Below are 25739 nucleotides of genomic sequence, written 5' to 3'. Positions count from 1 at the left end.
CCCAGGTTCGACTTCACCGACCCCAGCCACAACGGACGCTCCACAGAACGCCCCTGCCCGTACGTCGCCAGCAACGCCTGCGCCTCGATCGGATCCCCGAGGGCCGTCCCCGTACCGTGCGCCTCCACCGCGTCGACCTCGCCGGCCGTCAACCGCGCACCCGCCAGCGCCTGACGGATCACCCGCTGCTGCGAGGGCCCGTTCGGCGCCGACAGACCGTTCGACGCACCGTCCTGGTTGACCGCCGAACCACGCACCACCGCCAGCACCCGGTGCCCGTTGCGCCGCGCGTCCGACAACCGCTCCAACAGCAGCAGACCGACACCCTCACCCCAGCCCGTACCGTCCGCACCGGCCGCGAACGCCCGGCACCGCCCGTCCGGGGACAGCCCGCGCTGACGGGAGAAGTCGATGAACGAACCCGGGGTCGACATCACGGTGACGCCGCCCGCGAGCGCCAGCGAGCACTCACCCCGCCGCAGCGAGTCCGCGGCCAGGTGCAGGGCCACCAGCGACGACGAACACGCGGTGTCCACCGTCAGCGCCGGGCCCTCGAAGCCGTAGAAGTACGAGAGCCGACCCGAGGCGACGCTCAGCGCGCCCCCGGTGCCGAGGTACCCCTCCAGGTCCTCCGCCGACTGGGCGACGAGCGCGGTGTAGTCCTGGCCGTTGGATCCCACGAAGACCCCGGTACGGCTGCCGCGCAGGGCACCCGGCAGGACACCCGCGGACTCGAAGAGGTCCCAGGAGGTCTCCAGCAGCAGCCGCTGCTGCGGGTCCATCGCCAGCGCCTCACGCGGCGAGATCCCGAAGAACCCGGCGTCGAACTCGGCCACGCCGTCCAGGAACGCACCTCCGGTGGCGTACGTCGTCCCCGGGACGCTCGGGTCCTCGTCGAACAGTCCGGCCAGGTCCCAGCCCCGGTTCTCCGGGAAGGGCCCCACCGCGTCCGTACCGGCCGCGACCAGCTCCCACAGGTCCTCCGCCGACCGCACGCCGCCCGGGAACCGGCAGGCCATGCCCACCAGCACCACCGGATCGGAGTCGTCCGCCACCGCGCCCGCCCCGGCCGCGACGACCGTACCCGCCTCAGCGGCACCGAACAGCTCCGCACGGAGGAAGTCCGCGAGTCCGGCCGGGCTCGGGTAGTCGAAGGCGAGCGAGGCCGGCAGCCGCAGCCCGGTCGCCGCGACCAGTCGGTTGCGCAGCTCGACCGAGGCGAGCGAGTCGAAGCCGAGCGCGCGGAAGGACTTCTGCGGGTCGACGTCATCGGCGGACCGGTGCATCAGCAGGTCGGCGGCATGACCACGGATCAGCTGCTCCAACGCGGAGTGCTGCTCGGCGGGGGTACGTCCCCCCAGGGTCCGGGCGAGCCCGGTCGGCTCGGCGGCGGGCGCGGCGACCAGCGCGCGTAGCAGCGGACGCCGGGCCGCCGCTCCGTGCGCCTGCGCGTAGCGCTCCCAGTCGATGTCAGCCGCGAGGACAGCGGTCTCGCCGCGCTGGACCGCGCCTTCGAGGACGCGCAGCGCGCTCTCCGGACGCATCGGACGGAAGCCGGTGCGGCGCATCCGCCCGCGCACCACCTCGTCGGTGGCGGCCATGCCCTCGCCCGCCCAGGCACCCCAGGCGACGGCGGTGGCCGGAAGCCCGGCCTGCCGGCGCTGTTCGGCGAGCGCGTCCAGGGCCGCGTTCGCCATGGCGTAGTTCGCCTGGCCGGCCGCGCCGACCACACCGGCGAGCGAGGAGAACAGCACGAAGGCGGAGAGGGGAAGGTCCCGGGTCAGCCGGTCCAGATGGAGGGCGCCGTCCACCTTGGCGGCGACCACGCGCTGGATGCGGTCGGGGGTCAGAGCGGTGAGCACGCCGTCGTCCAGGACACCGGCGGTGTGCACGACGGCGGTCAGCGGGTGCTCGGCCGGGATCGTGCCGAGGAGCTCGGCCACCGCCTCGCCGTCGCTGACGTCACAGGCGGCGACGGTCACCCGGGCGCCGAGCTCCGCGAGCTCGTCCGCCAACTCGGCGGCTCCCGGGGCCTGCCGGCCCCGACGGCTGGTGAGCAGCAGGTGGTCGGCGCCGGCCCGGGCCAGACGACGGGCGACGTGGGCACCGAGGGCACCGGTGCCCCCGGTGACGAGGACGGTCCCGGACGGAGCCCAACTGTTCGGTTCCGCCTGCTCCTCCCGGTGCGCCCTGACCAGACGGCGGGCAAGGGCCGCCCCGGGCCGGAGGGCGACCTCGTCCTCGGCCACGGCGCGCAGGAGCAGGGCGGCGAGGTGACGCACGCCGTCGGCGTCCAGCCGCTCCGGGAGGTCGACGAGCCCGCCCCAGGTGTCGGCCGCCTCCAGGGCGGCCACTCGTCCGAGGCCCCAGAGCTGCGCCTGCTGGACGCTGACCGGGGCATCCGTTCCGCTGACGCCCACCGCGCCCCGGGTCGCCAGCCAGACGGGCGCCCCGGAGCCGGTGTCCCCGAGTGCCTGCAGCAGCACCACGGCGTTCAGCGGGGCGAGTTCACCGCGCAGCAGCGCGAACACCCCGGTCGGCGCGGCCTCGACGGCCAGCTCGGCGAGGGCGGCACCGAGGGCCGTACGGTCCGCTGCCCCCTCGGAGAGCGACAGGCGCAGCACCCGGGCGGCGGTGGCGTCCAGAGCGGTCACGCAGTCCTGGGTGAGTGCGTCCTCGGTGTCCGTGACCAGGATCCAGGTGCCGAGCGGCTCCGGTGCGGGGACCTCCGCGAGTGGCTCCCAGTGGACGCGGTAGAGCAGGTCGCCCGGCTCCGCCGCGCCTCCGGCCATGCCCTTCATCGGCGTCGCGGGCCAGTAGCGCTGACGCTGGAAGGGGTACGTGGGCAGGTCCACACGGCGGGCGCCCGAACCCTCGTACACAGCCCGCCAGTCGGGCGCGGTGCCCCAGCAGTGCAGGGCGCCGAGGGCGGCGGCTACGGCCTGGTCCTCCGGGCGGTCGCGGCGCAGGAGGGGCGTGAAGGCGTGGCCGTCGGCCTCGCTCAGGCAGTCCTGGGCAAGGGCGGTCAGCACGCCGTCGGGGCCCAGCTCGACGAAACGGGTGGCGCCCAGCTCGGACGCGGTGCGCACGCCGTCGTGGAACAGCACGGCCTGGCGGACGTGGCGCACCCAGTAGTCGGGACTGGTCAGTTCCTCGGCGGTGGCGAGGGCGCCGGTCACGTTGGAGACGACCGGGATTCGGGGCTCGGCCGCCTTCAGGGTGCTGACGACCGCGCCGAACTCGGCGAGCATCGGCTCCATCAGCGGCGAGTGGAAGGCATGGCTCACCGGCAGACGCTTGACCCGGTGACCGGCCGCCTTCGCCGCCCGCTCGATCTCCTCGACCGCCCCGGCATCGCCCGAAAGCACCACCGAACGCGGGCCGTTCACCGCCGCGACATCGACCGAACCCTCGGAGCCCGCGAGCAGCTCCCCGGCCGTCTGCGGGTCGACCGCCACCGCCAGCATCGCGCCACCGGCAGGCAGCGCCTGCATCAGCCGGCCACGCGCCGCCACCAGCACGGCAGCGTCCTCCAGCGAGAACACCCCCGCCACATGCGCCGCCACGACCTCACCGATCGAGTGCCCGAGCAGCAGATCCGCCGTGACACCCCACGACTCCAGCAGGCGGAACAGCGCCACCTCCAGGGCGAACAGCCCCGCCTGCGCCCACACCGTCCGGTTCAGCACCTCGGCATCCGAGCCGAACACCACATCCCGGACCGAACCGTCCAGATGCCTGTCCAACTCCGCACACACCGCGTCGAACGCACCCGCGAACACCGGGAACATCCCGTACAACTCCCGGCCCATCCCCAGCCGCTGGGACCCCTGACCGGTGAACAGGAACGCCAGCTTGCCCGCAGAAGCGGCAGACTCCACCACCTCCTGGCACGGACGCCCCTCCGCCAGGGCCTCCAGCCCCCGCAGCAGCCCCTCACGTTCCCCCGCCACCACCGCCGCACGACGGTCCAGCACGGCCCGGGTGGTCGCGAGCGAGAAGGCCAGGTCGGCCCCGGTCAGGGACCCGTCCCCAGCGACGCGGGCGGCCAGTCGGGCCGCCTGCTCCCGCAGCGCGGCGTCGTCGGCCGCGGACAGCACCGCCACCGGCGGAACCGGCCCGGCCACCGCCGCCTGGGTGCTCGACTCGTCGTGCTGCGGGGCCTGTTCGAGGATGACGTGGGCATTGGTCCCGCTGATGCCGAAGGAGGACACACCCGCCCGACGCGGACGCCCCGTCTCCGGCCACTCCCGCGCCTCGGCCAGCAGCGCGACCTCACCCGCCGACCAGTCCACATGCGGCGACGGCGCGTCCACGTGCAACGTCCGAGGCAGCACACCGTGCCGCATCGCCTGCACCATCTTGATCACACCCGCCACACCCGCCGCAGCCTGCGTGTGCCCGATGTTCGACTTCACCGAGCCCAGCCACAGCGGCCGCTCCTCGGAGCGCCCGCGGCCGTAGGTGGCGAGCAACGCCTGCGCCTCGATCGGATCACCCAAGGTGGTGCCCGTACCGTGCGCCTCCACCGCATCGACCTCGCCGGCCGTCAACCGCGCACCCGCCAGCGCCTGACGGATCACCCGCTGCTGCGAGGGCCCGTTCGGCGCCGACAGACCGTTCGACGCACCGTCCTGGTTGACCGCCGAACCACGCACCACCGCCAGCACCCGGTGCCCGTTGCGCCGCGCGTCCGACAACCGCTCCAACAGCAGCAGACCGACACCCTCACCCCAGCCCGTACCGTCCGCACCGGCCGCGAACGCCCGGCACCGCCCGTCCGGGGACAGCCCGCGCTGACGGGAGAAGTCGACGAACGACGTCGGCGTCGACATCACCGCGACGCCGCCCGCGAGCGCCAGCGAGCACTCACCCCGCCGCAGCGAGTCCGCGGCCAGGTGCAGGGCCACCAGCGACGACGAACACGCGGTGTCCACCGTCAGCGCCGGGCCCTCGAAGCCATAGAAGTACGAGAGCCGGCCGGAGAGCACACTGCCCGCGAGTCCGGTGCTCAGGTAGCCCTCCGCCCCGGGTTCGTCGGTGAGGCGGATCGCGTAGTCGTGGTACATCTGCCCGGCGAAGACGCCGGTTCGGCTGCCGCGCAGCGTCTCCGGGTCGATGCCGGCCTGCTCGAAGAGCTCCCAGGAGGTCTCCAGCAGCAGCCGCTGCTGGGGGTCCATCGCCAGCGCCTCACGCGGCGAGATCCCGAAGAACCCGGCGTCGAACTCGGCGACGCCGTCCAGGAACCCGCCCTGCGAGGCGTAGGTGGTTCCCGCCGTGTCCGGGTCCTCGTCGAACAGCCCGGCCAGGTCCCAGCCCCGGTCCTCCGGGAAGGGCCCCACCGCGTCCGTACCGGCCGCGACCAGCTCCCACAGGTCCTCCGCCGACCGCACGCCGCCCGGGAACCGGCAGGCCATGCCCACCAGCACCACCGGATCGGAGTCGTCCGCCACCGCGCCCGCCCCGGCCGCCACGACCGTACCCGCCTCAGCAGCACCGAACAGACCGTCACGGAGGCACCGGACCACGGCCTGCGGGGTCGGGTGGTCGAAGGCGAGCGAGGCCGGCAGCCGCAGGCCGGTCGCGTTCTGCAGCCGGGTGCGCAGGCCCACGGACGCCACCGAGTCGAAGCCCAGCGCGCGGAAGGGCTTGCGCGGGTCGAGCGGGGTCGCGGTGGCGTTGCCGAGGACGGCGGCGCACTCGGCGGCCACCAGGGCCAGCAGCCGGAGATCGACGTCCCGGGCGCTCAGGTCCCGCAGTTCGTCCCGGAGTTCGTCCCGCAGTCGGGCGGCCGCCTCCGGGGCGGGCTCGGCCGCTCCGCCCCGGAGCGGTCCCTGGACGTCGACGGCCGACGCCCGCACGACGGGCGCGTTCTCGATCAGTGCGGCGTCCAGCGCGTCGCGCAGCCCTTGGGCGCCGACCTCGTCCCCCGCACCGAGCGAGACCGCGGTCCCGCCCCCGCCGGCGAGTTCGCGGGCCAGTTCGTCGAAGGGAGCGGCCCCGTCGGCTCCGGCCAGCAGGACGAGGGCGTACCCGTCCCGACCCGCCGTGGCGCGCCGCAGCGACTCGCCGTCGGCGGGCTCGCAGCGCTCGACCACGACCTCGGCGCAGCCGTGCGAGGAAAGGAGGTGGGCCGCCAGTTCCTCGGCACGCGCCGTGGCGGCGGTGCCGGTGAGCAGCAGGACGGACCTGCCGTGCACGGTGCTGCGGTCGTCGGCCGGCAGGGAGGCCGGAAGGGCGGTGGAGACGGGGGAACCGGGCGCGCGGAAGGTCACTCGGCCGTGGTGGGTTCCGGTGTTGGCGAGCAGTCGGGAGCCCTCGGCGCCGACGAGTCGGCGGACGGTCTTCCCGGACGGGGTGCGGGGGATCCGGTCGGTGAGGTGGAGTTCCGCCGGGACCTTGAAGTAGGCGAGGCGGTCGCGCAGCCGGGCGACCAGTTCGGCGACCGGCAGCGGGTGGTCCGGCTTGGGCACCAGGTAGGCGACCGGGACCTCGCCGAGCAGGCTGTGCTCGCGGCCGAGGACCGCGACGTCCGCGACCTCGGCGCTCGCGCGGATCGCGTCCTCGATCTCGGCGGGGTGCATGTTCTCCCCGCCCCGGATGATGAGTTCCTTGAGGCGCCCGGTGATGCTCAGGAAGCCCTCGGCGTCCTGGCGTCCCATGTCGCCGGTGCGGTACCAGCCCTGACGGAAGGCCTCGGCCGTCCGCTCGGGGTCGTTGTGGTAGCCGGTCATCAGGCTGGGGCTCTTGACCCAGATCTCGCCCTCGTGGCCGGTGGGCGCTTCGAGGCCGGTCTCCGGGTCGGTGATGCGGACCGTCACGCCGGGGACGGGACGGCCGCAGGAGCCGTGCACCCGGTGGCCGAGCGGGTTGCAGGTGATGACGCCGGTGGTCTCGGTGCTTCCGTAGCTGTCGACCAGCTGGACGCCGAAGGTGTCCCGGAACCGTTCGCCGAGGGCGGCGCTGGTGAGCGCTCCGGCGACCAGGAAGGCCCGCAGGCCGCTCAGGTCGAGCCGGCCCTCGGGGACGGCGTCCAGGAGGTAGTGGCACATCGTGGGTACGGCGGCCATCAAGGTGTAGGAGGAGCCGCCGAGTTCGGTGACGATGTCGTCCGGGGCGAAGTCGGCCGCGATCCGGGCGGTCGCGCCGGCCGCGAGCACCCCGAGGACGCACAGGTTGAAGGCGAAGCTGTGGTGCAGCGGCAGCGGCCAGAGCAGCCTGTCCCCCGGCCCGATGTCCAGCACGGCGGCGTAGCCGTTGACGGCCGACCACATGCCGGCCCGCTGGGTGGAGAGGACGCCCTTGGGAGCGCCGGTCGTTCCGGAGGTGTACAGCATCCAGGCGGTGTCGTCGGGCCGCAGCCCGTCCGGCGCCGGTACGTTCGGTTCGTCTGCGCTCAGTCGCCGGTAGTCATGGACGTATTCGCCGTCCCCGGTGATTTTCTGATCGTCCGTCACAATGACGTAGCGGAGGTCGCTCCGGAGGCCTTCGAGCCGGCGCAGCCGCTCGAAGTTCGATTCCTCGGTGATGACGAGTGCGGCCTCGGAGTCGCTCAGAATATGCGCGAGCTCGCGATCGCTCGCATGCGGATTGACCGGGACGACGACGAGCTCCGCACGGGTCAGCGCGAAGCAGCTCTCCACCATTTCCACCCGGTTGCCGAGGCACACCACGGCACGTCCGCCCGAGGCGATTCCGAATTCGGCGAGGTGTCCGGCCAGTCGCGCGGTGGACGCTTCCAGCTCCGTGTAGGTCGTGCTGCGTGCCTGGTCAGAGTAGGCGATGACGTGTCCACGCTCAATGGCGTGCGCTCGAAGGGCATCCACGACGGAACGAACAGGGATAGCCGACACGGCTGACTCCCACTCAGAAAAGGACGCGACTCGGACCGATGGCTCCGGGCAGCACAAAGAAAGGCCCTCTAGAGCGCGTTCCCCCGTACAGCATCGCGTAGAGCTGATGATCTTTCGACGGTGACGATATAGGAGGGGGAAGGCGGAGATCAATGGCCTTGTTGCGAGCGTCACACCGGTCGCGGTTTTCACCCCCACCCGGCAATTATGACGTCAAGTCAGATATCCCGAGCAGCGGTGTTACCCACTGTCAGTTCCGTCGCCCGGCCTGTACGCTCGCCAATCGATCCCGGTGCCGCAACGCACACCGGACATATGCGAAATCCACAAGTTCCCTGATTCGAGGAGTTTCCGTGTCCCTGCCGATCATGGATGAGGAGTTCATGAGCAACCCGTATCCGGCCTACGACGCCCTGCAGAGCAAGGGGTCGGTGCACCGGATGCTGCTGCCGAGCGGCCTGAAGGTCTGGGCCGTCGTCAACTACGAGGAGGCGCGCGTCGCGCTCTCGCACCCGGCACTGTCCAAGGACATCGACACCTCCGTCCAACTCGGCTACTTCGACCGGGAGATGTCCGAGGGCGGCACGCCGCGCCTGGAGCACAGCTCGGTGGGCCGGCACATGCTCAACATGGACCCGCCGGACCACACCCGGCTGCGCAAGCTGGTGAACAAGGCTCTGACGGCCCGCAGCGTGAAGAAGCTGGAGCCGGTCGTCGAGGCCATCAGCACCGAACTCCTGGACGCCGCCGAGCGGAAGGCGGCCGCCGAGGGCGGCGTCGTCGACCTGGTCGAGGAGTACACGGCGCAGTTCCCCGTCCGGGTGCTGGGACAGCTGCTCGGCATCAGCGAGGAGCACTTCCCGGTCCTGACCGGCCTGACCGCCGCGATCATGTCCAACGACAACGAGAACGCGGGCCCGAACATGGCCCGGTTCGGCCAGCACATCGGGGAGATGATTCAGCTCAAGCGCGCTCAGCCGGCCGAGGACCTGGTCAGCGCCCTGATCCACGCCAGGGACGAGGAGGACAGACTCTCCGACGTCGAGCTGGTCTCCACCGTCTTCCTGCTCGTGGTGGCCGGTTACGAGACCACGGTCAACATGATCGGCCACGGCCTGCGGGCCCTGCTCAACCACCCGGAGCAGCTGGCGGCCCTGCGCCGGGATCCGAGTGGAATCCCGGCCGCGAACGAGGAGTTCCTCCGCTACGAGGGCCCCGGCAACCGCGCCACACTGCGCTTCGCCACCGAGCCGTTCGAGCTCGGCGGTGTGACGATCGGCACCGGTGAGTACGTCTCCGTCCTGCTGGGCGCGGCGAACCGGGACGGCGCCCAGTTCGGCTGCCCCCACCAGCTCGACGTCACCCGTTCCACCGCCGGGCACCTGGGCTTCGGACACGGCATCCACTACTGCGTCGGCGCCCCGTTGGCCCGCCTGGAGATGGAGATCGCGCTGCGCCACCTGCTGGGCCGGTTCCCCGACCTTGAGCTGGCCGTTCCGGACTCCGAACTGAAGTGGCGCAAGAGCTTCATGATGCAGGGCCTGGAAAGCCTTCCGGTGCGCCTGCACAAGAACTGACAACGCGTCCGAATAGGCCGTTGGTCTCCGAACCGGAGAACAACGGCCTATTCGCCTTTCCGCGCGGCATTCGTGACGGAGGGTCAGGCCTTGCCGAACTCCTGCTGGATGAACGCGAAGATGTCGTCCGCCGAGGCCGAGTCCAGGCCCGCGCCGCGGTCGGCGTCCGCGCCGCCGGCCGCACCGGTGGCCGCGGGAGCCGCGCAGATCCGCGCGAGCTCCTGGAGGCGCTCGTACAGCTTCCCGCGCACCTCCTCGTCGCCGTCCGCGACCACGGCCCGCAGCGCCGTCTCGATCCCCTCCAACTCGCCGATGAGCGGCACCGGCGCCTCCTCGACCGCCAGCTCCCCGAGCAGGTAGTCGCTCAGCGCCGTCGGCGTCGGGTAGTCGAAGACCAGCGTGGTGGGCAGGGTGACCCCGACCGCGGCGCCCAGCCGGTTGCGCAGCTGTACCGCGGTGAGCGAGTCGAGCCCCATGTCGAAGAACCCTCGGCTCTCGTCGATCAGTTGACCATCGGCCAGGCCGAGTACGGCGGCGGCGTTGGTCCGGACCAGATCGGCCAGGATCCGCCCCCGCTCGGCCGCCGGCACCGCGGCGAGCTGCCGGGGCAGCGAGGACTCGGCCGCCGCGGCGGGAACGTCACGGCGGACCGGCGCCGGCAGCAGCGCCCGGAACAGGTGCGGAACGACGCCGCCGGGCGCCTGCGCGCGCAGCCGGCGGAGGTCCACCCGGAACGGCACGAGCACCGCCTCCTGGTGGCCGAGCGCGCCGGCGAACAGCTCCAGGCCCTCCGCCGTCGACAGCGCCCGCAGCCCGTCCCGTTCGATGCGGGCGATGCCCGCGTCGTCCAGGTGGCCGGTCATGCCGCTCGACTCGGCCCACAGGCCCCAGGCGAGCGACACCGCCGGCCGGCCCTCGGCCCGACGGCGCTGGGCGAGGGCGTCCAGGACGGCGTTGGCAGCCGAGTAGTTGCCCTGCCCCGGGGCGCCGAACAGGGCGGCGGCCGAGGAGAACAGCACGAAGGCCGAGAGGTCCGCGCCCCTGGTCAGTTCGTCCAGGTGCAGCGCGGCGTCCACCTTGGGCCGCAGCACCGTGTCGAACTGCTCCGCGGTGAGCGACTGCACGATCCCGTCGTCGAGGACCGCCGCGGTGTGCACCACCCCGGTCAGCGGGTGCTCCCGGGGGACGGCGGCCAGCAGCGCGGCCAGGGCCTCGCGGTCGGCCACGTCGCAGGCGGCGACGGTCACCGTGGCGCCCAGCTCGGCGAGTTCCTCCTTGATCCCCCCGGCCGTGCCGCTCCGGCTGACCAGCAGCAGGTGCCGGACGCCGTGGTCGGCCACCAGGCTGCGCGCGACGGCGCGGCCCAGCGCACCGGTGCCGCCGGTGACCAGCACCGTGCCGTCCGGGGCGAAGCCCGGGCCGTCCTGCTCCGCGAGGCCCGCGCGGGCCAGCCGGGGGGCGTGCAGCTCGCCCCTGCGCAGCGCGAGCTGCGGTTCGTCGGCTGCCAGGGCCACGGCCAGCACCCGGCGCGAGGCCTGGTCGCCGTCCGTGTCGACCACCGTGAAGCGGCCCGGGTTCTCGGACTGGGCGGAGCGGACCAGGCCCAGCACGGCGGCCTGTGCGAGGCCGGGTGCCGGGTCGCCGGGGAGCGCGACGGCTCCCCGGGTGAGCAGCACCAGGCGCGAGTCCGCCAGCCGCGGCTCGGCGAGCCAGGCCTGGAGGAGCTCCAGGGCGGTGGTCACCGCGGCCCGCACCCCGGTCTCCCCGACGGAGGCCAGGACGACGCCGGGGGCGACGGCTCCCGCGTCCAGCGCGCTCCGCAACTGCGCGAAGCCGTCCAGCCGTTCGGCGCCCTCCGGCCCGGCGGTGTCCGGGCCCAGCACGGTCCACGCCTGCTGTGCGGCCCGGGGCGCGGCGAGCCGCTCCCAGGTCAGCCGGAAGAGCGAGTCGGCCCGCCGCGCCGCCGCCGCGAGCTGGTCCGTCCGCACCGGGCGGAGCGCCAGGGACTTCACGGTCGCCACCGGCAGTCCCGACCGGTCGGCGACCCGGATCGTGACGGCCTCCTCGCCCGCCGGGGCGAGCCGGACCCGCAGCGCGGCCGCACCGGCGGCGTGCAGCGAGACGCCGTGCCAGGCGAACGGCATCCGGCCGTGCTCGATACCGCCGTCCTCACCGGCCAGCGCGCCCAGCGGGATGGTCTGCAGCACCGCGTCGAGCAGTGCCGGATGGATCCCGAACCCCTGGGCGTCCGCCCGGACCCGGTCGGGCAGCGCGACCTCGGCGAAGACCTCCTCGCCCCGGCGCCAGGCGGCCCGGATGCCGCGGAAGGCCGGGCCGTACTCGAATCCCGCTGCCGCGAAGCGCTCGTAGACGTCGTCGACCGCAAGCTCGACCGCGCCCTCGGGGGGCCAGCTGCCCAGCGGTACGGGGTCGGCGGGGCCCGCGGGGGCGAGGACGCCGGTGGCGTGCCGGGTCCACGGCTCTCCGACGGCGAAGGCCTCCGGCTCGTCCGGGCGGGCGTACACCTGCACCGTCCGGCGGCCCTCCGCGTCGGGCGCCGCGACCGTCAACTGCACCTGGACGCCGCCCTGTTCGGGCAGCAGCAGCGGGTTCTCCAGCAGCAGTTCCTCGACCTGTCCGCAGTCGAGCAGCCGGCCCGCGTGGAGGGCGAGTTCGAGGAAGGCCGTGCCCGGCAGCAGCACGGTGCCCGCCAGCGCGTGATCGGCGAGCCAGGCGTGGCTGCCGCGGGACAGGCGCCCGGTGAACAGGAAACCGTCCGTCTCGGGCAGCGGCACGGCGGCGCCCAGCAGCGGGTTGTCGGCATTGCGCAGGCCGAGCGAGTCGGCGTCCGTCCGGCCCTGGCGGGCCTGCGGCCACAGGCGGACCCGCTGGAACGGGTAGGTGGGCAGCTGGACCGGCCGCGGCCGGCGTTCGCCGAGCACGGCGTCCCAGTCCGGGGCGATCCCGTGGATCCAGGCCTGGGCGAGCGAGGTGAGCAGCCGACGCGGGCCGCCGTCGTCGCGGCGCAGCGTCTCCCCCAGGAAGGCCTGGCCGCCGGCCGCCTCACAGGTCTCCCGGATCCCGACGTGCAGGACGGGGTGCGGGCTGATCTCCAGGAAGTGCGTGTAGCCGTCGGCGACGAGCGCGCGCGTCGCGGGCTCCAGTTGCACGGTCCGGCGCATGTTGCGGTACCAGTAGTCGGCGTCGAGCCGGTCGGTGCCGAGCGGGCCGCCGGTGACGGTGGAGTAGAACGGGACGTCCGAGGCGCTCGGCGCGGTGGCGGCGAGCGCGGCGAGCATGCGCTCGCGGACCTCGTCGATGCGGGCCGAGTGCCCCGGCGTGTCCACACCGGGGATGCGCCGGACCCAGGTGCCGTCGGCCTCCAGCGCGAGGCGGAACTCGTCCAGTGCCTCGCTGTCGCCCGAGACCACCACGGAGTGCGGTCCGTTGACGGCCGCGACGGAGAGCCGCTCGCCCCACGGCCGCAGCCGCTCCTCGACCGCCGGGGCCGAGAGCGAGACCGACAGCATGCCGCTGGTGCCGGAGAGTTCGAGCAGGGCCTGGCTGCGCAGGGCCACGATCCGGGCGGCGTCGGACAGCGGGAGCGCGCCGGCCACCACCGCGGCGGCCACCTCGCCCTGGCTGTGGCCGACGACCGCGGCGGGCCGCACCCCGCAGGCCCGCCACACCTCGGCGAGTCCCAGCATCACGGCGAACAGCGCGGGCTGGAGCACGTCCACCCGGTCGAGGGACGGCGTGCCCTCGGCGCCGCGCAGCACCCCGGTCAGCGACCAGTCGAGGTACGGGGCGAAAGCCCGCTCGCACTCCTCGATGCGCGCGGCGAAGACCGGGGAGGAGTCCAGGAGTCCGAGCGCCATGCCGGTCCACTGCGACCCCTGGCCGGGGAAGACGAAGACGGGTCGGGCGTCGGCCGGGGCGGTTCCCCGCGGCACGGTCGGGTTGTCCTCGGCGAGGGCGGTCAACTCCCGCAGCAGGGACTGCCGGTCGGGGCCGAGGACCGCCGCCCGGTGCTCGAAGGAGGAGCGGTTGTGCAGCAGCGCGGCGGCGATGTCCGCCGGGCCGGCGGAGGGCTCCGCCTCGATGCTCTCCCGCAGCCGCTCGGCCTGGGCCCGCAGGGCGTCCGCCGACCGGCCGGACAGCAGCAGCGGGATCACCGGGGGCGCCTCTGCGAGGACGGCGGGGGTGGCCCGCGGGGCCTCCTCCGGGGCCGGCGCCGGCTCCTCCTCGACGGCCGCCGGTTCCTGTTCGAGGATCGCGTGCGCGTTGGTGCCGCTGATGCCGAAGGAGGACACGGCGGCGCGCCGGGGCCGGCCGGTCTCCGGCCAGGGCCTGGCCTCGGTGAGCAGTCGGACGGCGCCGGAGGACCAGTCGACGTGCCCGGTCGGCTCGTCGCAGTGCAGGGACTGCGGCAGGACGCCGTGCCGCATCGCCATGACCATCTTGATGACCCCGCCGACGCCGGCGGCGGCCTGGCTGTGGCCGATGTTCGACTTGAGGGAGCCGAGCCACAGGTGCTGGTCCGAGGCGCGCTCCTGCCCGTAGGTGGCGAGGAGGGACTGGGCCTCGATGGGGTCGCCGAGGGAGGTGCCGGTGCCGTGCGCCTCGACGGCGTCGATCTCGTCGGAGCGCAGTCGCGCGTTCTCCAGCGCCTGGCGGATCACCCGCTGCTGGGAGGGGCCGTTGGGCGCCGTGAGGCCGTTGCTCGCGCCGTCCTGGTTCACCGCGGAGCCGCGGACCACGGCGAGGACGGGGTGGCCGTTGCGCCGGGCGTCGGAGAGGCGCTCCAGCAGCAGCATCCCGACGCCCTCGCCCCAGCCGGTGCCGTCGGCGGCGGCCGAGAAGGCCTTGCAGCGGCCGTCGGGGGCGAGCGAGCGCTGACGGCTGAACTCGATGAACGAGGCGGGCGTCGACATCACGGTGGCCCCGCCGGCCAGGGCCAGGGTGCACTCGCCCCGGCGCAGCGCCTGCGCGGCGAGGTGCAGGGTGACGAGGGAGGACGAGCAGGCGGTGTCGACGGTCAGCGCCGGGCCCTCGAAGCCGAAGGTGTACGCGATCCGCCCGGAGGCGATGCTGCCGGCGCTGCCGTTGATGACGTAGCCGGCGAGCTCGTCCTGGCCTTCGAGCAGCCCCTCGTAGTCGTGGTACATCACCGCGGCGAAGACGCCGGTGCGGCTGCCGCGCAGGGTCGCCGCGTCGATGCCGGCGCGCTCCACGGCCTCCCACGCGGTTTCCAGCAGGAGCCGCTGCTGGGGGTCCATGGCGAGGGCCTCGCGCCGGTTGATCCCGAAGAACTCGGCGTCGAACTCGGTCACGCCCCGGAGGAAGCCGCCTTCCCGGGTGTAGGTGTGCCCGGCGCGCTCGGGGTCCGGGTCGTAGATGCCCTCGGTGTCCCAGCCGCGGTCGGCCGGGAAGGGCGAGATCGCGTCGGTGCCCTCGGCGACCAGTCGCCACAGGTCCTCCGGCGATCCGACCCCGCCCGGGTAACGGCAGCTCATCCCGACGATCGCGATGGGCTCGTGGGCGGTGTCCTCCGCCTCCTGGAGCTGCTGTCGGACGTTGCGAAGCTCGGCGGTGGCCCGCTTCAGGTAGTCGCGCAGCTTCTCTTCAGCCGCCATGGTGGTGTTGCTCCTTATACGGGAATCGCCACGGCCGGACGGCGGCCTCGGACCGCCGCCCGGTCCTCGTTCACGCCTGTCTGGTCGCCTGCGTCGCACCCGGCGTGGCGGAGCCCGGAAGGAGCATGAGGCGACTGGCGGTCCGGTTGATGTCGATGGGCAGGGCGTCGCCCCGCAGGCAGTCCGCCAGGGGGCCGTCGGCGACGAGGTAGAGCTTCGCGTCCCGGTCGCACAGGACGTCGACCAGGTTGGCGAAGCGCTGCGCCGCGTCCCTGCTGCCGGACGTCAGCTCCGGCAGCCCGGAGAGCACCCAGGTGCCGAACCGGTCGGCCAGGCCCAGGTAGTCGATGGTGGAGGTGCGTTCGTCGCAGAGCTCGTGGAAGTCGAACCAGACCAGGTCGTCGCGCACGGCGCGGGCCACGAGGTCCCGGCCGCCGACGTCGATGCGCTGCCGCTCGCCGTCGGTCGGCGGTTCGAGCCCGGCCTCGCGCAGCTGCTGGTCGGTGCCGGGCCAGATGTAGGCCCCGCGCTGGAACTGCGAGTGGGCCGCTCCGGTGGTGCTCTCCGCGCGGTAGTCCTGCGGGCCGGCGACCTCCAGGACGTCCAGGTTGCCTTCGAGCAGCTTGATTGTCGGCTCGAACATGTGGTGGTAGACCGGGTTCGGCAGCAGCCCGTCGGGCGGGTAGTTCGAGGTGGTCACCAGGGTGACCTTCTGGTCGAACAGCGAGGTCAGGACGCGGCCCATCATCATGGCGTCGCCCGGATCGTGCACGTGGAACTCGTCGAAGAACAGCAGCCGGCAGTCGCTCAGCAGCTCGGCGACCGCCAGGTCGCACGCGTTCCGTTCCTTGCGGTGCCGGGCGTAGACGGTGTGGAACTCGCGGAAGAACTCGTGGAAGTGCACCCGGCGCTTGTTCCGCACCGGCAGCGCCTCGTAGAAGACCCCGGTCAGCCAGCTCTTGCCGCGCCCGACCGGGCCCCACACGTAGAGGCCGCGCGGCTGCTTCCCGCCGAAGAAGCGGCGTCGGCCGGACAGCTCGGCGGCGAGCACGGAAAGCCGCTCGGCCGCGGCTTCCTGCGAGGCGTCGAGAACGAAACCCGCTTCCTCGGCTGCGCGCTCGAACTTCTCGATCAACTGACGGCCCCCCCGGTTCCAGTCTGAACAGTGCCGAAGCCGATGACGGTTTCTCATCGGCGAGCGGTCGTGATCTTGCCAGATGCCCACGCCCTGCGACAATGCCCTCCCGGGGAGTGATGATCGTCACTGTCGTCGGGCAACCTCGCAGGTGGAACACTGTGCGCCATGGAAGAGCTCGACGAGCGACAGTTGGGCGTCGATGAGGTCACGTCGCTCGCACTGACCGGTTACGGACATTTCACAACCATGCGCGTCGAGGGCGGCGCAATTCGCGGGCTGGGGCTGCATTTCGCACGGCTGGCGCGGGACTGCCGAACCGTGTTCGGCACCGAACTGAATCTGCATCAGGTACGTCAGGAACTGTGTCGCGCTGTGGATCTGACGGACGATGATGTAGTCATCCGGATCACCGTCTTCGACCCGGAACTGAGCCTTCCCCACCCGGCCGGACCGGCCGCCCCGCGGATCCTCGTCACCACGCGTCCCGCACCGGCGGTTCCGCAGGGGCCGATGCGCGTCCAGCCCGTCAGGCACCTGCGCCAGGTCGCCGGGGTGAAGCACACCGGACTGTTCGACAGCCTGCACCTGCGCCGCGCGGCGCAACTCGACGGCTTCGACGACGTGTTGTTCCACGGCGACGAGCTGGGGATCTCCGAGGGCGCCACCTGGAACGTGGGCTTCTTCGACGGCCGCCGGCCGCTCTGGCCGCAGGCGGAGCACCTGCCCGGCGTGACCGAGGCGCTGCTGACCGAGGCTCATGGCGGCTTCACCTCCCGCGCAGTGACGCTGAACCAGCTACCGTCCATGGAAACGGCGTTCGCCACCAACGCCGCCGTGGGCGTCCGGCCGATCGCCGCCATCGGTTCCGTACCTTTTGCGACGGATCATCCGATCCTGTCCGAACTCCGCGACCGGTACGCGGAGATCGCGGCCGAGCAGCCGCACTGACGACCCCGGAAGGACCGCACCACCCATGACGAGCACCGTCACCACCGACCAGCTCTGGATACGCCGCTACCACCAGGCGGCCCCGGGCGCCCCGACCCTCGTCTGCCTCCCGCACGCGGGCGGCAGCGCGACCTTCTACTTCCCCATGTCCCGCGCGCTGGCCCCCCGTTACGACGTGGTGGCGGTCCAGTACCCGGGCCGGCAGGACCGCCGCTCGGAGCCGCTGGTCGAGTCGATCGACGAGCTCGCCGACCAGCTCCTGCCCGTCCTCCGGCGGAACACGGACGGCCCGGTGGCGTTCTTCGGCCACAGCATGGGAGCCAGCCTCGCCTTCGAACTGGCCCGCCGCTTCGAGGAGGCCGGCACCGTGCCGGGCGCGCTCTTCGTCTCGGCCCGGCCCGCCCCGTCCCGCCACCGCGAGGGCGGCACCGTCCACCTCGGCGACGACACCGAACTGATCGCGAAGCTCCGGGAGCTCAGCGGCACCGACGAACAGGTGCTCGGCGACGAGGAGTTGCTGCGGATGGCGCTGCCCGCCAACCGCAACGACTACAAGGCCGCCGAAACCTACCGCTACCGTCCCGGCCCCGAGCTCAACTGCCCCGTGCACGTCCTCATCGGCACCGAGGACCCGATGGTCACCGAGGACGAGGCGGCCGCTTGGTCCGGCCACACCACCGGCGCCTTCTCCCTCGACGTCCTGGACGGCGGCCACTTCTACCTGATCCACCACCAGGACCGGATCCTCCGCACCATCGCCGAGCGCCTCGACGGCTCCGGCGTCGCCGAGACGCCCCGAGCGTAAGGGCGCTCATCCGGGCCGGAAGACCTCGGTTCCGTCAACGAGGAGGCGGCCGTTCCGGCCCGCCGAGTGCTCGATCGGGGTGAGGACGAGCCCGCCCCGGTCGAGCACATCGGTGCGGCAACGACCGCGGCGGCCGGCGCGGGCACTCGGCCTGTCGAGGCGCCGGGCGTCCGAGGGATACCCCCGCCGCCCGGCGCCTCGGGTGTCACCGTCCGGGGCGTCAGTCCGTCGCGGCGGCGCGGCGGCGACGGCGCACGCCGAGGCCGGCGGCGCCGGCGGCCAGCACTGCGACTCCGAGCGCCGGCAGCTGCCAGGACGTCGGGGGCGACTGCTCGCCCGCGGCGGCGGCCGACGAGGTCACCGGTGCCTGCGTCCCGGCTCGCGCTTCGGGCTGGGCCTGCGGCGGTGTCCCGGGCGCGGATCCGGCCGCGGACCCTGTGCCGTCGAACAGACCGAACCCTCCGGCGAGCCCGTTGCGGTCGTAGCCGGACCCGGGCAGCTTGTTCGCGTACCGGCCGGTCACCAGCTTCTGGTAGGCGGCCAGCGGGAGGCTCTGTTTGCCGCCGAGACCCGTGGTGGCCTCGGCGTTGAGCGGTTCGACGTCGGCGCTCGCGGTGAGTCGGTACCAGGCGTGGATCTGCGGCTCGGTGAAGGTGCGGGCACCGGCCGTGGCCCGTTCGGCGAGCGTGAGCTCGTTGTCGCCGTCCCGGATGCCGGCGAGCCGCCAGCCCCCGCGGTTGTCCGGCGGGGCGAGCAGGACGGCGGCCGGGTGACCGTCGGCCGTGCTCACCCGTGAAGCGAGGTAGGACAGCCTGAGCGCGTTCTGCGGTGTCGGCAGGGCCTTGCCCGTCACGAAGTCCACCGACAGCTCGTACATCGGAACCGGGTCCTTGAGCTCGAACGATGGTGGCGCGGCCACCGCGTTCGGGGTGTTCGGCCGACCGCCCGTACTGCCGCCGTCGGCGCCGGTGCCGGTGCCGGGACCGCCGCCGGGCGAGACCGCGGTCCTCGCGGCGCCGAGGAAGCGGGAGACGGTGTCGTGCGTCTGGCCGGAGTGCAGCACCTGCTGGGCGGCGCCGTAGTCGGGGACATCGGCCCCGCTGTCGGCCCGGGCTGTCGTGGTGGCGGCGCCGACGCTCACGAGCGCGGCGGCGGTGAGGGCAACCACCTTCAGTGTCCTCATGGTTGGTTGTCTCCTCACGCGTGGATGCCGACCCGCGAGTGGGTCCACTGGAACGAGCCGTTGCTGACGTAGGTGTTGTAGTTCCACCAGGTGTATGTCTGTGTGCTGGGCCACGGATCGCCCACGGCGATCATGTTGCTGGTGCTGTCGTAGCCGTAGACGACGTTCATGTGCCCGCCGCCCGAGGTCCAGCCGATGCGCACCGCGAACGGCCGCCCGTTGGCTATCTCGTTGGTGACCTCGCTGAACGAGGCGTTGCGGTTCAGGTCGTAACCGCTGTTGCGGAAGCCCATGGCGGACAGGCCGTTGGCCATGTCGTCGAGCGTGGCGGGCCGGTCGTTGCAGTCCAGCCAGCGGCCCTGCTGGGCGAGGCGGCAGAAGTCGTACTGGTTGTACTGGTGGTAACCCCAGTAGGTGGCGACCGTCAGGCCGGACGCGTCCCAGCACCACTCGTCCTGGACCTGCTTCTGCATGGTGATGTCGAGCGCCGTCCAGCTGGTGGGCCGGGTGGAGCCGCAGACCGGCAGGTTCCCGGTGTCCTCACCGATGAAGGCGTCGGCGACGTAATAGCCGCCGGACCAGATCCAGCGGTTGTCGTTCTCGACGGTGTCCCCCGTGGTACGGCAGATCATCGGGATGCGGTCGCCCGGCGCGGCCTGACCGGAGACCCGGGCCGAGAGCGACGGGAGCACACGCTCGTTGACGGTGCTGTAGTTCCCCTGCCCCCCGATGACGGTTCCCTTGACCAGGCCCGCCTGGGCCACGGCGCCGATACCCAGCGCGGCCGCACCGGCCAGCACGGCGGCGGTCGCCGCCATGGCCCATCGGCGTGATTTCCTGCGGTGTCTGCTCATGCGTCAGATCTCACTCCCCGTTAGGTGAAACCGAATGCGGGGGAGTCTGGCAGAGCCGCAACCGAACCGGAACAAAGGAGTCCGGGGCGCCTTGCGGCTACGCGCGTGGACGGCGAGGAGCCCTGGGCCAACAGGTGTTTAACGAGCGTGACTTGGCGGACATCGAGCGAATTGGTCTAGTCCACCGTTATTCCATCGTTATTTTCGTGGAGATGCCCTTCAGGCTGTGAAATTTCACAGAGTGAGTGCAATGTTACTCACGATGAGGGTTTCAGAAGCGGGGATTCGGAAGTCCGAAGAAGCGCTTATGCGAAACGGGCGACGGGACGACCCGCCCCGCACGCCCCCACGAACAAGCCGTCGCCGGGACCACCGCCGGGACCACCGCGGGGACGGAGCGCAACGGTGTGCCGCGCGGGTCGGCGAGGGCGCTGGGCCGCCGGGCTGGAGGACCCCGGCGCCCAGCGATGGCCGGGCTTCGACCACCCGTCAGGCCGCCGCGTTACGCGTCAGGGGCGCGGAGGGAGCCGCAGAGGGCCCCGCCGCGGCACTGCGACAGGACCCTGCGGACACAAGGATCAGTACCAGTGGTGGTTCTGCCAGAAGACCCACGCCTGGTTGGGGCTGCCGTAGCGGCTGTTCATGTACTTCAGCGCCCAGCGCAGCTGGGTGCTGGGGTTGGTTCGCCAGTCGGATCCCTCGGACGCCATCTTGCTGGCGGGCAGGGCCTGCGGGAGACCGTAGGAGCCGGAGCTGGGGTTGGTGGCGTTGATCCGCCAGCCGCTCTCATGGGAGATGATCTGGTCGAACGAGGCCAGCTGGTTGGCCGGCACGATCTGCGCGGCCAGCTTCTGCAGGGCGGCGGGGGTGTTGGCGGTGGCGGCCTCCGCCGAGCCGGCGGAGGCGACGGGGACGGCAAGGGTGACGCCGGCCATGACGGCCGCGGCGACGACGCCCTTGAACCGGCGGGTGATCGGGCCGGACAGGCCGAATCGGCTGTTCGCAGACATGCGGTGTTTCCTCTCCCACGCCTACGAGGTGAGCTGTCGGGTTCGGGCTGGAGTTGCCCGGCCGCGCCAAGCGCGACCTCACCCCTAGCGCTGTCCGGACCGGTCCGGGCAGCGCGACTTACCTGTGGTTCCCCCGCTCCTGCCGCTGATGCTGGTGTTGCGCGTGCCCACTCGGTCCGGCGACAGGACTCGGCGCTCCGGAGAGTGGGGTTCGTGTGGGGACGAACGAGAGGAAAGGTAAACAAACCATCACACGCAGGGCAAGGCGTTGTGATGCGTCTCACCCTCGGATTGAAATCGCGGGCCCGCCCGGTCGACCGATGGCGGCGGCTCGCTGTTGGACCTGATGCCCCGTCACCTCCTCGGGGGTCGTACAGAGCGACGCGGTGCCGGGCCCAGGTGAACGAATGCCCGGAGGGGAGCGAAGTGGACACTGCCCGAAGTGGTCCGCTCCAGCCGAGTGATCGGTCCGGTGACGGTGGACTTGCCACAGCACTGCGGGCTTGAGGGTGAAGGTCCGGGTCTTCGCGTGTCCGGCGGAGCTGTGCACCGTCGCCCGGGCGTCCGGTGCCGGTGTCCAGGTCGTGCAGAAGCTCCCGGCTCGCCATCACGTCGTCTTGTGGAGCGTCCCCCTCGGATGTGCACCGGAGGGGCACCGGGTGCGCAGCGCACCACCTGACCCGAACGGCTCAGGTGGCCAGGGGCCCGCTGACCCGGATGCCTCACCCGGCGGGCGGCGCAACGGGGTTGGACCTACCGTGCGGTGCGTGGGGGTTACCCGAGCGAGAGGTGTCGAGTGACATGGCAGGGAAGTTCGAGCTGTACAAGGACGAGAGCGGGATGCACCGGTTCCGGCTCAAGGCGAGCAACGGGTCCGTCGTGGTGACCGGCGACCCGCAGGAGAGCAAGGACGACTGCCTGAAGAGCATCGAGTCGATCCGCAAGCTCGCGCCGTACGCGGAGCTCAAGGAGACGGCCGGATCGTCCTGAGGCTCGGACAGCGCTCCGGACGCGGGTCGGCGGTGCAAATCGCCGACCCGCGTTCGCTTGTGCGACAGATCCCTTTGGCCGGGTGCACGCCGGGCGCGGACACAACACAGGCATGCGCGTCGCCATCGTCACCGAATCCTTCCCGCCCGAGGTCAACGGAGTCGCCCACAGCGTGCTGCGGACGGCCGAGCACCTGGCCCGCCGGGGCCACCAGCCCCTCGTCGTCACCCCCGCCCCGGCCCGGGGCGCCCACTGCCCGCCCCGGGGCTTCGGCGCCGGGGCCGGGGCGGAGCGGATCCCCGTGGTGCACATCCCCTCGATGCCGCTGCCGGGGTACCCGCAGGTGCGGATCGCGCTGCCGAGCCGGCAGCTGGCGGCCGCGCTCGCCGGGCACCGGCCGGACCTCGTCCACCTGGCCAGCCCCTTCGTGCTCGGGGCCCGCGGGATGCAGGTCGCGGCCCGGCTCGGAGTGCCCGCCGTCGCCGTGTACCAGACCGACCTCGCCGGGTACGCCCACGCCTACCGGGCCGGTCGGGGCCTCGGCGAGGCCGCGGCCTGGCGGCGGATCCGGGCCGTGCACCGGGCCGCCGCCCGCACCCTGGCGCCGTCCACCCCGGCCGCCCAGGACCTGACCGCCCACGGGGTGCCCCGGGTGCAGCTGTGGCCGCGCGGGGTCGACTCGGTGCGCTTCCACCCCCGCCACCGTGACGAGGCGCTGCACCGGGCGCTCGCCCCCGGCGGGGAGGTGCTGGTCGGGTACGTCGGACGGCTGGCCCCCGAGAAGCGGGTGGACCTCCTGGCGGCCGCCTCCGCCCTGCCCGGGGTACGGGTGGTGGTGGTAGGGGACGGGCCTTCGGCGCCCGGGCTGAAGGCGTCGCTGCCCGGCGCGGTCTTCCTCGGCCGCCGCACCGGCGAGGAACTGGCCCGCTGTTTCGCCACCCTCGACGTGTTCGTGCACACCGGCCCGCTGGAGACCTTCTGCCAGACCATCCAGGAGGCGATGGCCAGCGGCGTACCGGTGATCGGCCCGGCGGCCGGCGGCCCGCTCGACCTGGTCGCCCACCACCGCACCGGGCTGCTGGTGCCGCCCCGGGACGGCGCGGCGGTGGCCCGGGCGGTGGCCGAGCTGGCCGCCGACCCGGCCCGGCGGGCCGCGTACGGGCAGGCCGGACGGGCCGAGGTGACCGCCCGGACCTGGGAGGCCGTCGGGGACCTGCTGCTGCGGCACTACGCCGAGGTGCTGGCGGAGCACCGGGGGCTGCCGCCCGCCGTCCTGCCCCCGCCGGCGGCGGCTCCGGGTGCGCCGGTGGCGACTCCGGGCGAGCCGGTGGCGCCGGCTCCGGGTGCGCCGGTGCCGGCTCCGGGCGAGCCGGTGGCGCCGGTCCTGCCGGAGGAACTGTCGGCATGACACCCCTGTCCCCCACCGGGCCGTCCCGGACCGGGCCGCTGACGATCGTGCGGCTCGCCAACTTCGTCACCCCCGTCTCCGGCGGCCTGCGCACCGCCCTGCGCCACCTGGGCGCCGGGTACCGGGCGGCCGGGCACCGGCCGGTGCTGATCGTGCCCGGCGAGCGGCGCTCCGAGCAGGAGACCGAACAGGGCCTGGTGATCACCCTGCCCGGCCCGCAGCTGCCGGCCGCCGGGGGCTACCGGCTGCTCGCCGACCGGCGCGCGGTGGCCGCCGAACTCACCCGGCTCAATCCCGACCGGCTGGAGGTGTCCGACCGCACCACCCTGCGCTGGACGGGTGGTTGGGCCCGTCGGCACGGCGTGCGCTCGGTGATGGTCTCGCACGAGAGCGCCACCGGGGTGCTGCGCACCTGGGGCGTGCCCGGCCCGCTCGCCGCCGCGGCCGCCGACCGGCTCAACGCCGCCACCGCCCGCGCCTACGACTCGGTGCTCTGCACCACTGACTGGGCGGCTGCGGAGTTCCGGCGGATCGGCGTGCCCAATCTGGTCCGGGCCCCCCTCGGGGTGGACCTGGCGGCGATGCGGCCACTGCCCGCCGCCGCCCGGGCGGCCCGGCGGGCCCGCTACGCGGCGCCGGAGGACGTACTGCTCGTCCTCTGCTCACGGCTCTCCGTGGAGAAGCGTCCCGAGCGCGCGATCGAGGCGCTGACCCGGCTGCGGGCGCGCGGGCTGTCCGCCGTCCTGGTGGTGGCCGGGACCGGCCCGCTGCGGGAACGGCTGGCCGCCCGGGCCGCGCGACTGCGGCTCCCGGTGCGCTTCCTCGGGCACCTGGACGGGCGCGCGGAGCTGGCCGCCCTGCTGGGCTGCGCGGACGTGGTGCTGGCGCCCGGACCGGTGGAGACCTTCGGGCTCGCCGCGATGGAGGCGCTGGCCTGCGGCACGCCGGTCGTGGTCAGCCGCTCCTCCGCGCTGCCCGGGCTGATCGGCCTCGCCGGGGTCGCCGCCGCCGACACCGGCGCCGGATTCGCGGGCGCCGTCCGGCAGTTGCTGGCCCGGCCGGAGGAGGCCCGGCGGACGGCCGCCCGGGCGCAGGCCGAACGGTACGGCTGGCCGGCCGCGGTGGCGGCCTTCCTGGCGGCGCACGGGGTGCGGAGCCCCGGCGGCGCGGCGGAGACGCCGGAAAGGGATCGGGATGAGCGTGCTGAACGCCGGGCCTGACCCGGCGGCGAAGGAACGGCCGGCCGCCGGGGAGCTGCTGCGCTTCGTCGCGCTCGGGGACTCGCTGACGGAAGGGGTCGGCGACCAGGTGAACGACCGGTGGCGCGGCTGGGCCGCCGTCCTCGCCCGGTCACTGGCGCCCGAAGGCCGGACCGTCGACTTCACCAACCTGGCCTACAGCGGCGCGCTGACCGCTGACTTGACCTCCCACCAACTTCCGGCCGCCCTGGCCCGGCGACCCCAGCTGGCGGCCGTCCTGGCCGGCGGCAACGACACCCTGCGGACCGGCTTCGACATCCGGCGCACCACGCTGGAACTGGACGCAACCCTGGGTGAACTCACCGGCCACGGCGCCCTGTTGCTGACGGCCTGTCTGCCCGACCCCGGAACGCTGCTCCGGCTTCCCTCCCCGCTCGCCCGGCCACTGGCCCGGCGGATGCGGGCCGTCAACACCGTGGTGCACGCCCTCACCGAACGGCACCGGGCGCTCCACCTCCACCTCGCCGAACTGCCCTGGTGCGCCCAACGGGGCCTGCTGAGCGTCGACCGCCTCCACCCCAGCGCCGAAGGCCACCACCTGATCGCCCGCCGCTTCCACGAACTGCTCTCCACCGCCGGCCACCCCCTCGGCCCGCCACCCGCCGTCGAACCCGCCGACCCCCCACCGAGCCTGGCCGCCGACCTCTGGTGGATGGCCACCAAGGGCACCCGCTGGCTCGCCGCCCGCAGCACCGACCTCCTGCCCGGTCTCCTCGCCCTGGCCGCCGCCGAAGCCGCCGCCCGCGTCCGCGGCTCCAGCGGCCACCACGACGAACAGATGGCCCGGGCAGCGGCCCGTGCCCTGGTGGAGCTCGGGTGACCGCGTAACGGCGGGCGCCGTGCTCCTGGCGGCCGCGGAGGCTGCGCCGACCCGTGCGCTCCACCGCGACGAGGTTCGGCCCAGGCGCAGGCCCGGCGGCGTGCCCGCCGACGGCCGGCTCATCGCGCAGGTCACCGTCGGAGGCGTCCTGCCGCAGCCCCACTGCGCCGCGGCTCCCTCCGCTGTCGGATCGCCGGCGTCGCCCGGAACGGGGACACGCCGGAACCGCCGTCGAGCCCGCCCTCCGGGTGATGACGG

General features: G+C 73.4%; 12 protein-coding genes, 1 pseudogene and 1 riboswitch. Of the genes and pseudogenes, 7 read left to right on the top strand and 6 right to left on the bottom strand.

Going from position 1 to position 25739, the window contains the following annotated elements:
- Nucleotides 1-7826, bottom strand: a 7826-nt coding sequence (locus tag ACIRVF_RS33345) for an SDR family NAD(P)-dependent oxidoreductase (protein ID WP_402826313.1), incomplete at its 3' end; no start/stop codon positions are given.
- 380 nt (nt 7827-8206) lie between these two features.
- Between ACIRVF_RS33345 and ACIRVF_RS33340 the strand changes: the two genes are divergently transcribed.
- A complete protein-coding gene (locus ACIRVF_RS33340) occupies nt 8207-9430 on the top strand; it encodes a cytochrome P450 (RefSeq protein ID WP_402826310.1) in 1224 nt (407 codons plus the stop codon).
- Between the two features lie 83 nt (nt 9431-9513).
- Here ACIRVF_RS33340 and ACIRVF_RS33335 read toward each other — a convergent pair.
- Nucleotides 9514-15066: pseudogene (locus ACIRVF_RS33335) on the bottom strand (SDR family NAD(P)-dependent oxidoreductase); the annotation flags it as partial.
- Between the two features lie 70 nt (nt 15067-15136).
- Complete coding sequence (gene zapE, locus ACIRVF_RS33330) at nt 15137-16201, bottom strand: cell division protein ZapE (protein WP_402826307.1); 1065 nt, start codon at nt 16199-16201, stop codon at nt 15137-15139.
- A gap of 168 nt (nt 16202-16369) precedes the next feature.
- Here zapE and ACIRVF_RS33325 point away from each other — a divergent pair, with 168 nt between their 5' ends.
- Entirely contained in the window at nt 16370-17152 is a 783-nt protein-coding gene (locus ACIRVF_RS33325) for an aminotransferase class IV (RefSeq protein WP_402826304.1), read from the top strand.
- Nucleotides 17153-17177: 25 nt separating this feature from the next.
- On the top strand, nt 17178-17957 hold the full coding sequence (locus tag ACIRVF_RS33320; protein ID WP_402826301.1) for a thioesterase II family protein: 780 nt from the start codon (nt 17178-17180) through the stop codon (nt 17955-17957).
- A gap of 220 nt (nt 17958-18177) precedes the next feature.
- On the opposite strand, the gene ACIRVF_RS33315 is transcribed toward ACIRVF_RS33320, so the two are convergent.
- The 3 genes from ACIRVF_RS33315 to ACIRVF_RS33305 all read right to left on the bottom strand — a co-directional run bounded on the left by ACIRVF_RS33315 (nt 18178) and on the right by ACIRVF_RS33305 (nt 21004).
- A complete protein-coding gene (locus ACIRVF_RS33315) occupies nt 18178-19140 on the bottom strand; it encodes a hypothetical protein (protein ID WP_402826298.1) in 963 nt (320 codons plus the stop codon).
- A gap of 14 nt (nt 19141-19154) precedes the next feature.
- A complete protein-coding gene (locus ACIRVF_RS33310) occupies nt 19155-19958 on the bottom strand; it encodes a papain-like cysteine protease family protein (protein ID WP_402826295.1) in 804 nt (267 codons plus the stop codon).
- A 614-nt stretch (nt 19959-20572) separates the two neighbouring features.
- Nucleotides 20573-21004, bottom strand: a complete 432-nt coding sequence (locus ACIRVF_RS33305; RefSeq protein WP_402826292.1) for a transglycosylase SLT domain-containing protein — start codon at nt 21002-21004, stop codon at nt 20573-20575.
- 3 nt (nt 21005-21007) lie between these two features.
- Nucleotides 21008-21171: riboswitch (cyclic di-AMP (ydaO/yuaA leader) on the bottom strand.
- Between the two features lie 634 nt (nt 21172-21805).
- On the opposite strand from ACIRVF_RS33305, the gene ACIRVF_RS33300 reads away from it, so the two are divergent.
- The 4 genes from ACIRVF_RS33300 (at nt 21806) to ACIRVF_RS33285 (ending at nt 25481) form a co-directional block, all read left to right on the top strand.
- Nucleotides 21806-21994 carry a YegP family protein gene (locus tag ACIRVF_RS33300; RefSeq protein ID WP_380413871.1) on the top strand — a complete coding sequence of 63 codons (189 nt, stop codon included), beginning with the start codon at nt 21806-21808 and terminating at the stop codon, nt 21992-21994.
- 112 nt (nt 21995-22106) lie between these two features.
- Complete coding sequence (locus ACIRVF_RS33295; protein ID WP_402826289.1) at nt 22107-23402, top strand: glycosyltransferase family 4 protein; 1296 nt, start codon at nt 22107-22109, stop codon at nt 23400-23402.
- The gene (locus ACIRVF_RS33290) at nt 23399-24622 is read left to right on the top strand and encodes a glycosyltransferase (protein WP_402826286.1); all 1224 of its coding nucleotides are present in this window, start codon (nt 23399-23401) and stop codon (nt 24620-24622) included. Before ACIRVF_RS33295 ends, ACIRVF_RS33290 begins: the two co-directional genes overlap by 4 nt.
- The gene (locus tag ACIRVF_RS33285; protein WP_402826283.1) at nt 24597-25481 is read left to right on the top strand and encodes an SGNH/GDSL hydrolase family protein; all 885 of its coding nucleotides are present in this window, start codon (nt 24597-24599) and stop codon (nt 25479-25481) included. Before ACIRVF_RS33290 ends, ACIRVF_RS33285 begins: the two co-directional genes overlap by 26 nt.
- Nucleotides 25482-25739: the final 258 nt, after the last annotated feature.

This window comes from Kitasatospora sp. NPDC101157 (assembly GCF_044768255.1).
Classification (GTDB): Bacteria; Actinomycetota; Actinomycetes; order Streptomycetales; family Streptomycetaceae; genus Kitasatospora.
The sequence above is the reverse complement of the archived record's forward strand: the minus strand, read 5'-3'. Positions and strand labels throughout refer to the sequence as shown.

Bases quoted from the DNA above. Each gene is read 5' to 3' on its own strand.
- ACIRVF_RS33325 (WP_402826304.1), top strand. From the start codon at position 16,370: ATGGAAGAGCTCGACGAGCGACAGTTGGGCGTCGATGAGGTCACGTCG.
- ACIRVF_RS33320 (WP_402826301.1), top strand. From the start codon at position 17,178: ATGACGAGCACCGTCACCACCGACCAGCTCTGGATACGCCGCTACCAC.
- ACIRVF_RS33315 (WP_402826298.1), bottom strand. From the start codon at position 19,140: ATGAGGACACTGAAGGTGGTTGCCCTCACCGCCGCCGCGCTCGTGAGC.
- ACIRVF_RS33310 (WP_402826295.1), bottom strand. From the start codon at position 19,958: ATGGCGGCGACCGCCGCCGTGCTGGCCGGTGCGGCCGCGCTGGGTATC.
- ACIRVF_RS33305 (WP_402826292.1), bottom strand. From the start codon at position 21,004: ATGTCTGCGAACAGCCGATTCGGCCTGTCCGGCCCGATCACCCGCCGG.
- ACIRVF_RS33300 (WP_380413871.1), top strand. From the start codon at position 21,806: ATGGCAGGGAAGTTCGAGCTGTACAAGGACGAGAGCGGGATGCACCGG.
- ACIRVF_RS33295 (WP_402826289.1), top strand. From the start codon at position 22,107: ATGCGCGTCGCCATCGTCACCGAATCCTTCCCGCCCGAGGTCAACGGA.
- ACIRVF_RS33290 (WP_402826286.1), top strand. From the start codon at position 23,399: ATGACACCCCTGTCCCCCACCGGGCCGTCCCGGACCGGGCCGCTGACG.
- ACIRVF_RS33285 (WP_402826283.1), top strand. From the start codon at position 24,597: ATGAGCGTGCTGAACGCCGGGCCTGACCCGGCGGCGAAGGAACGGCCG.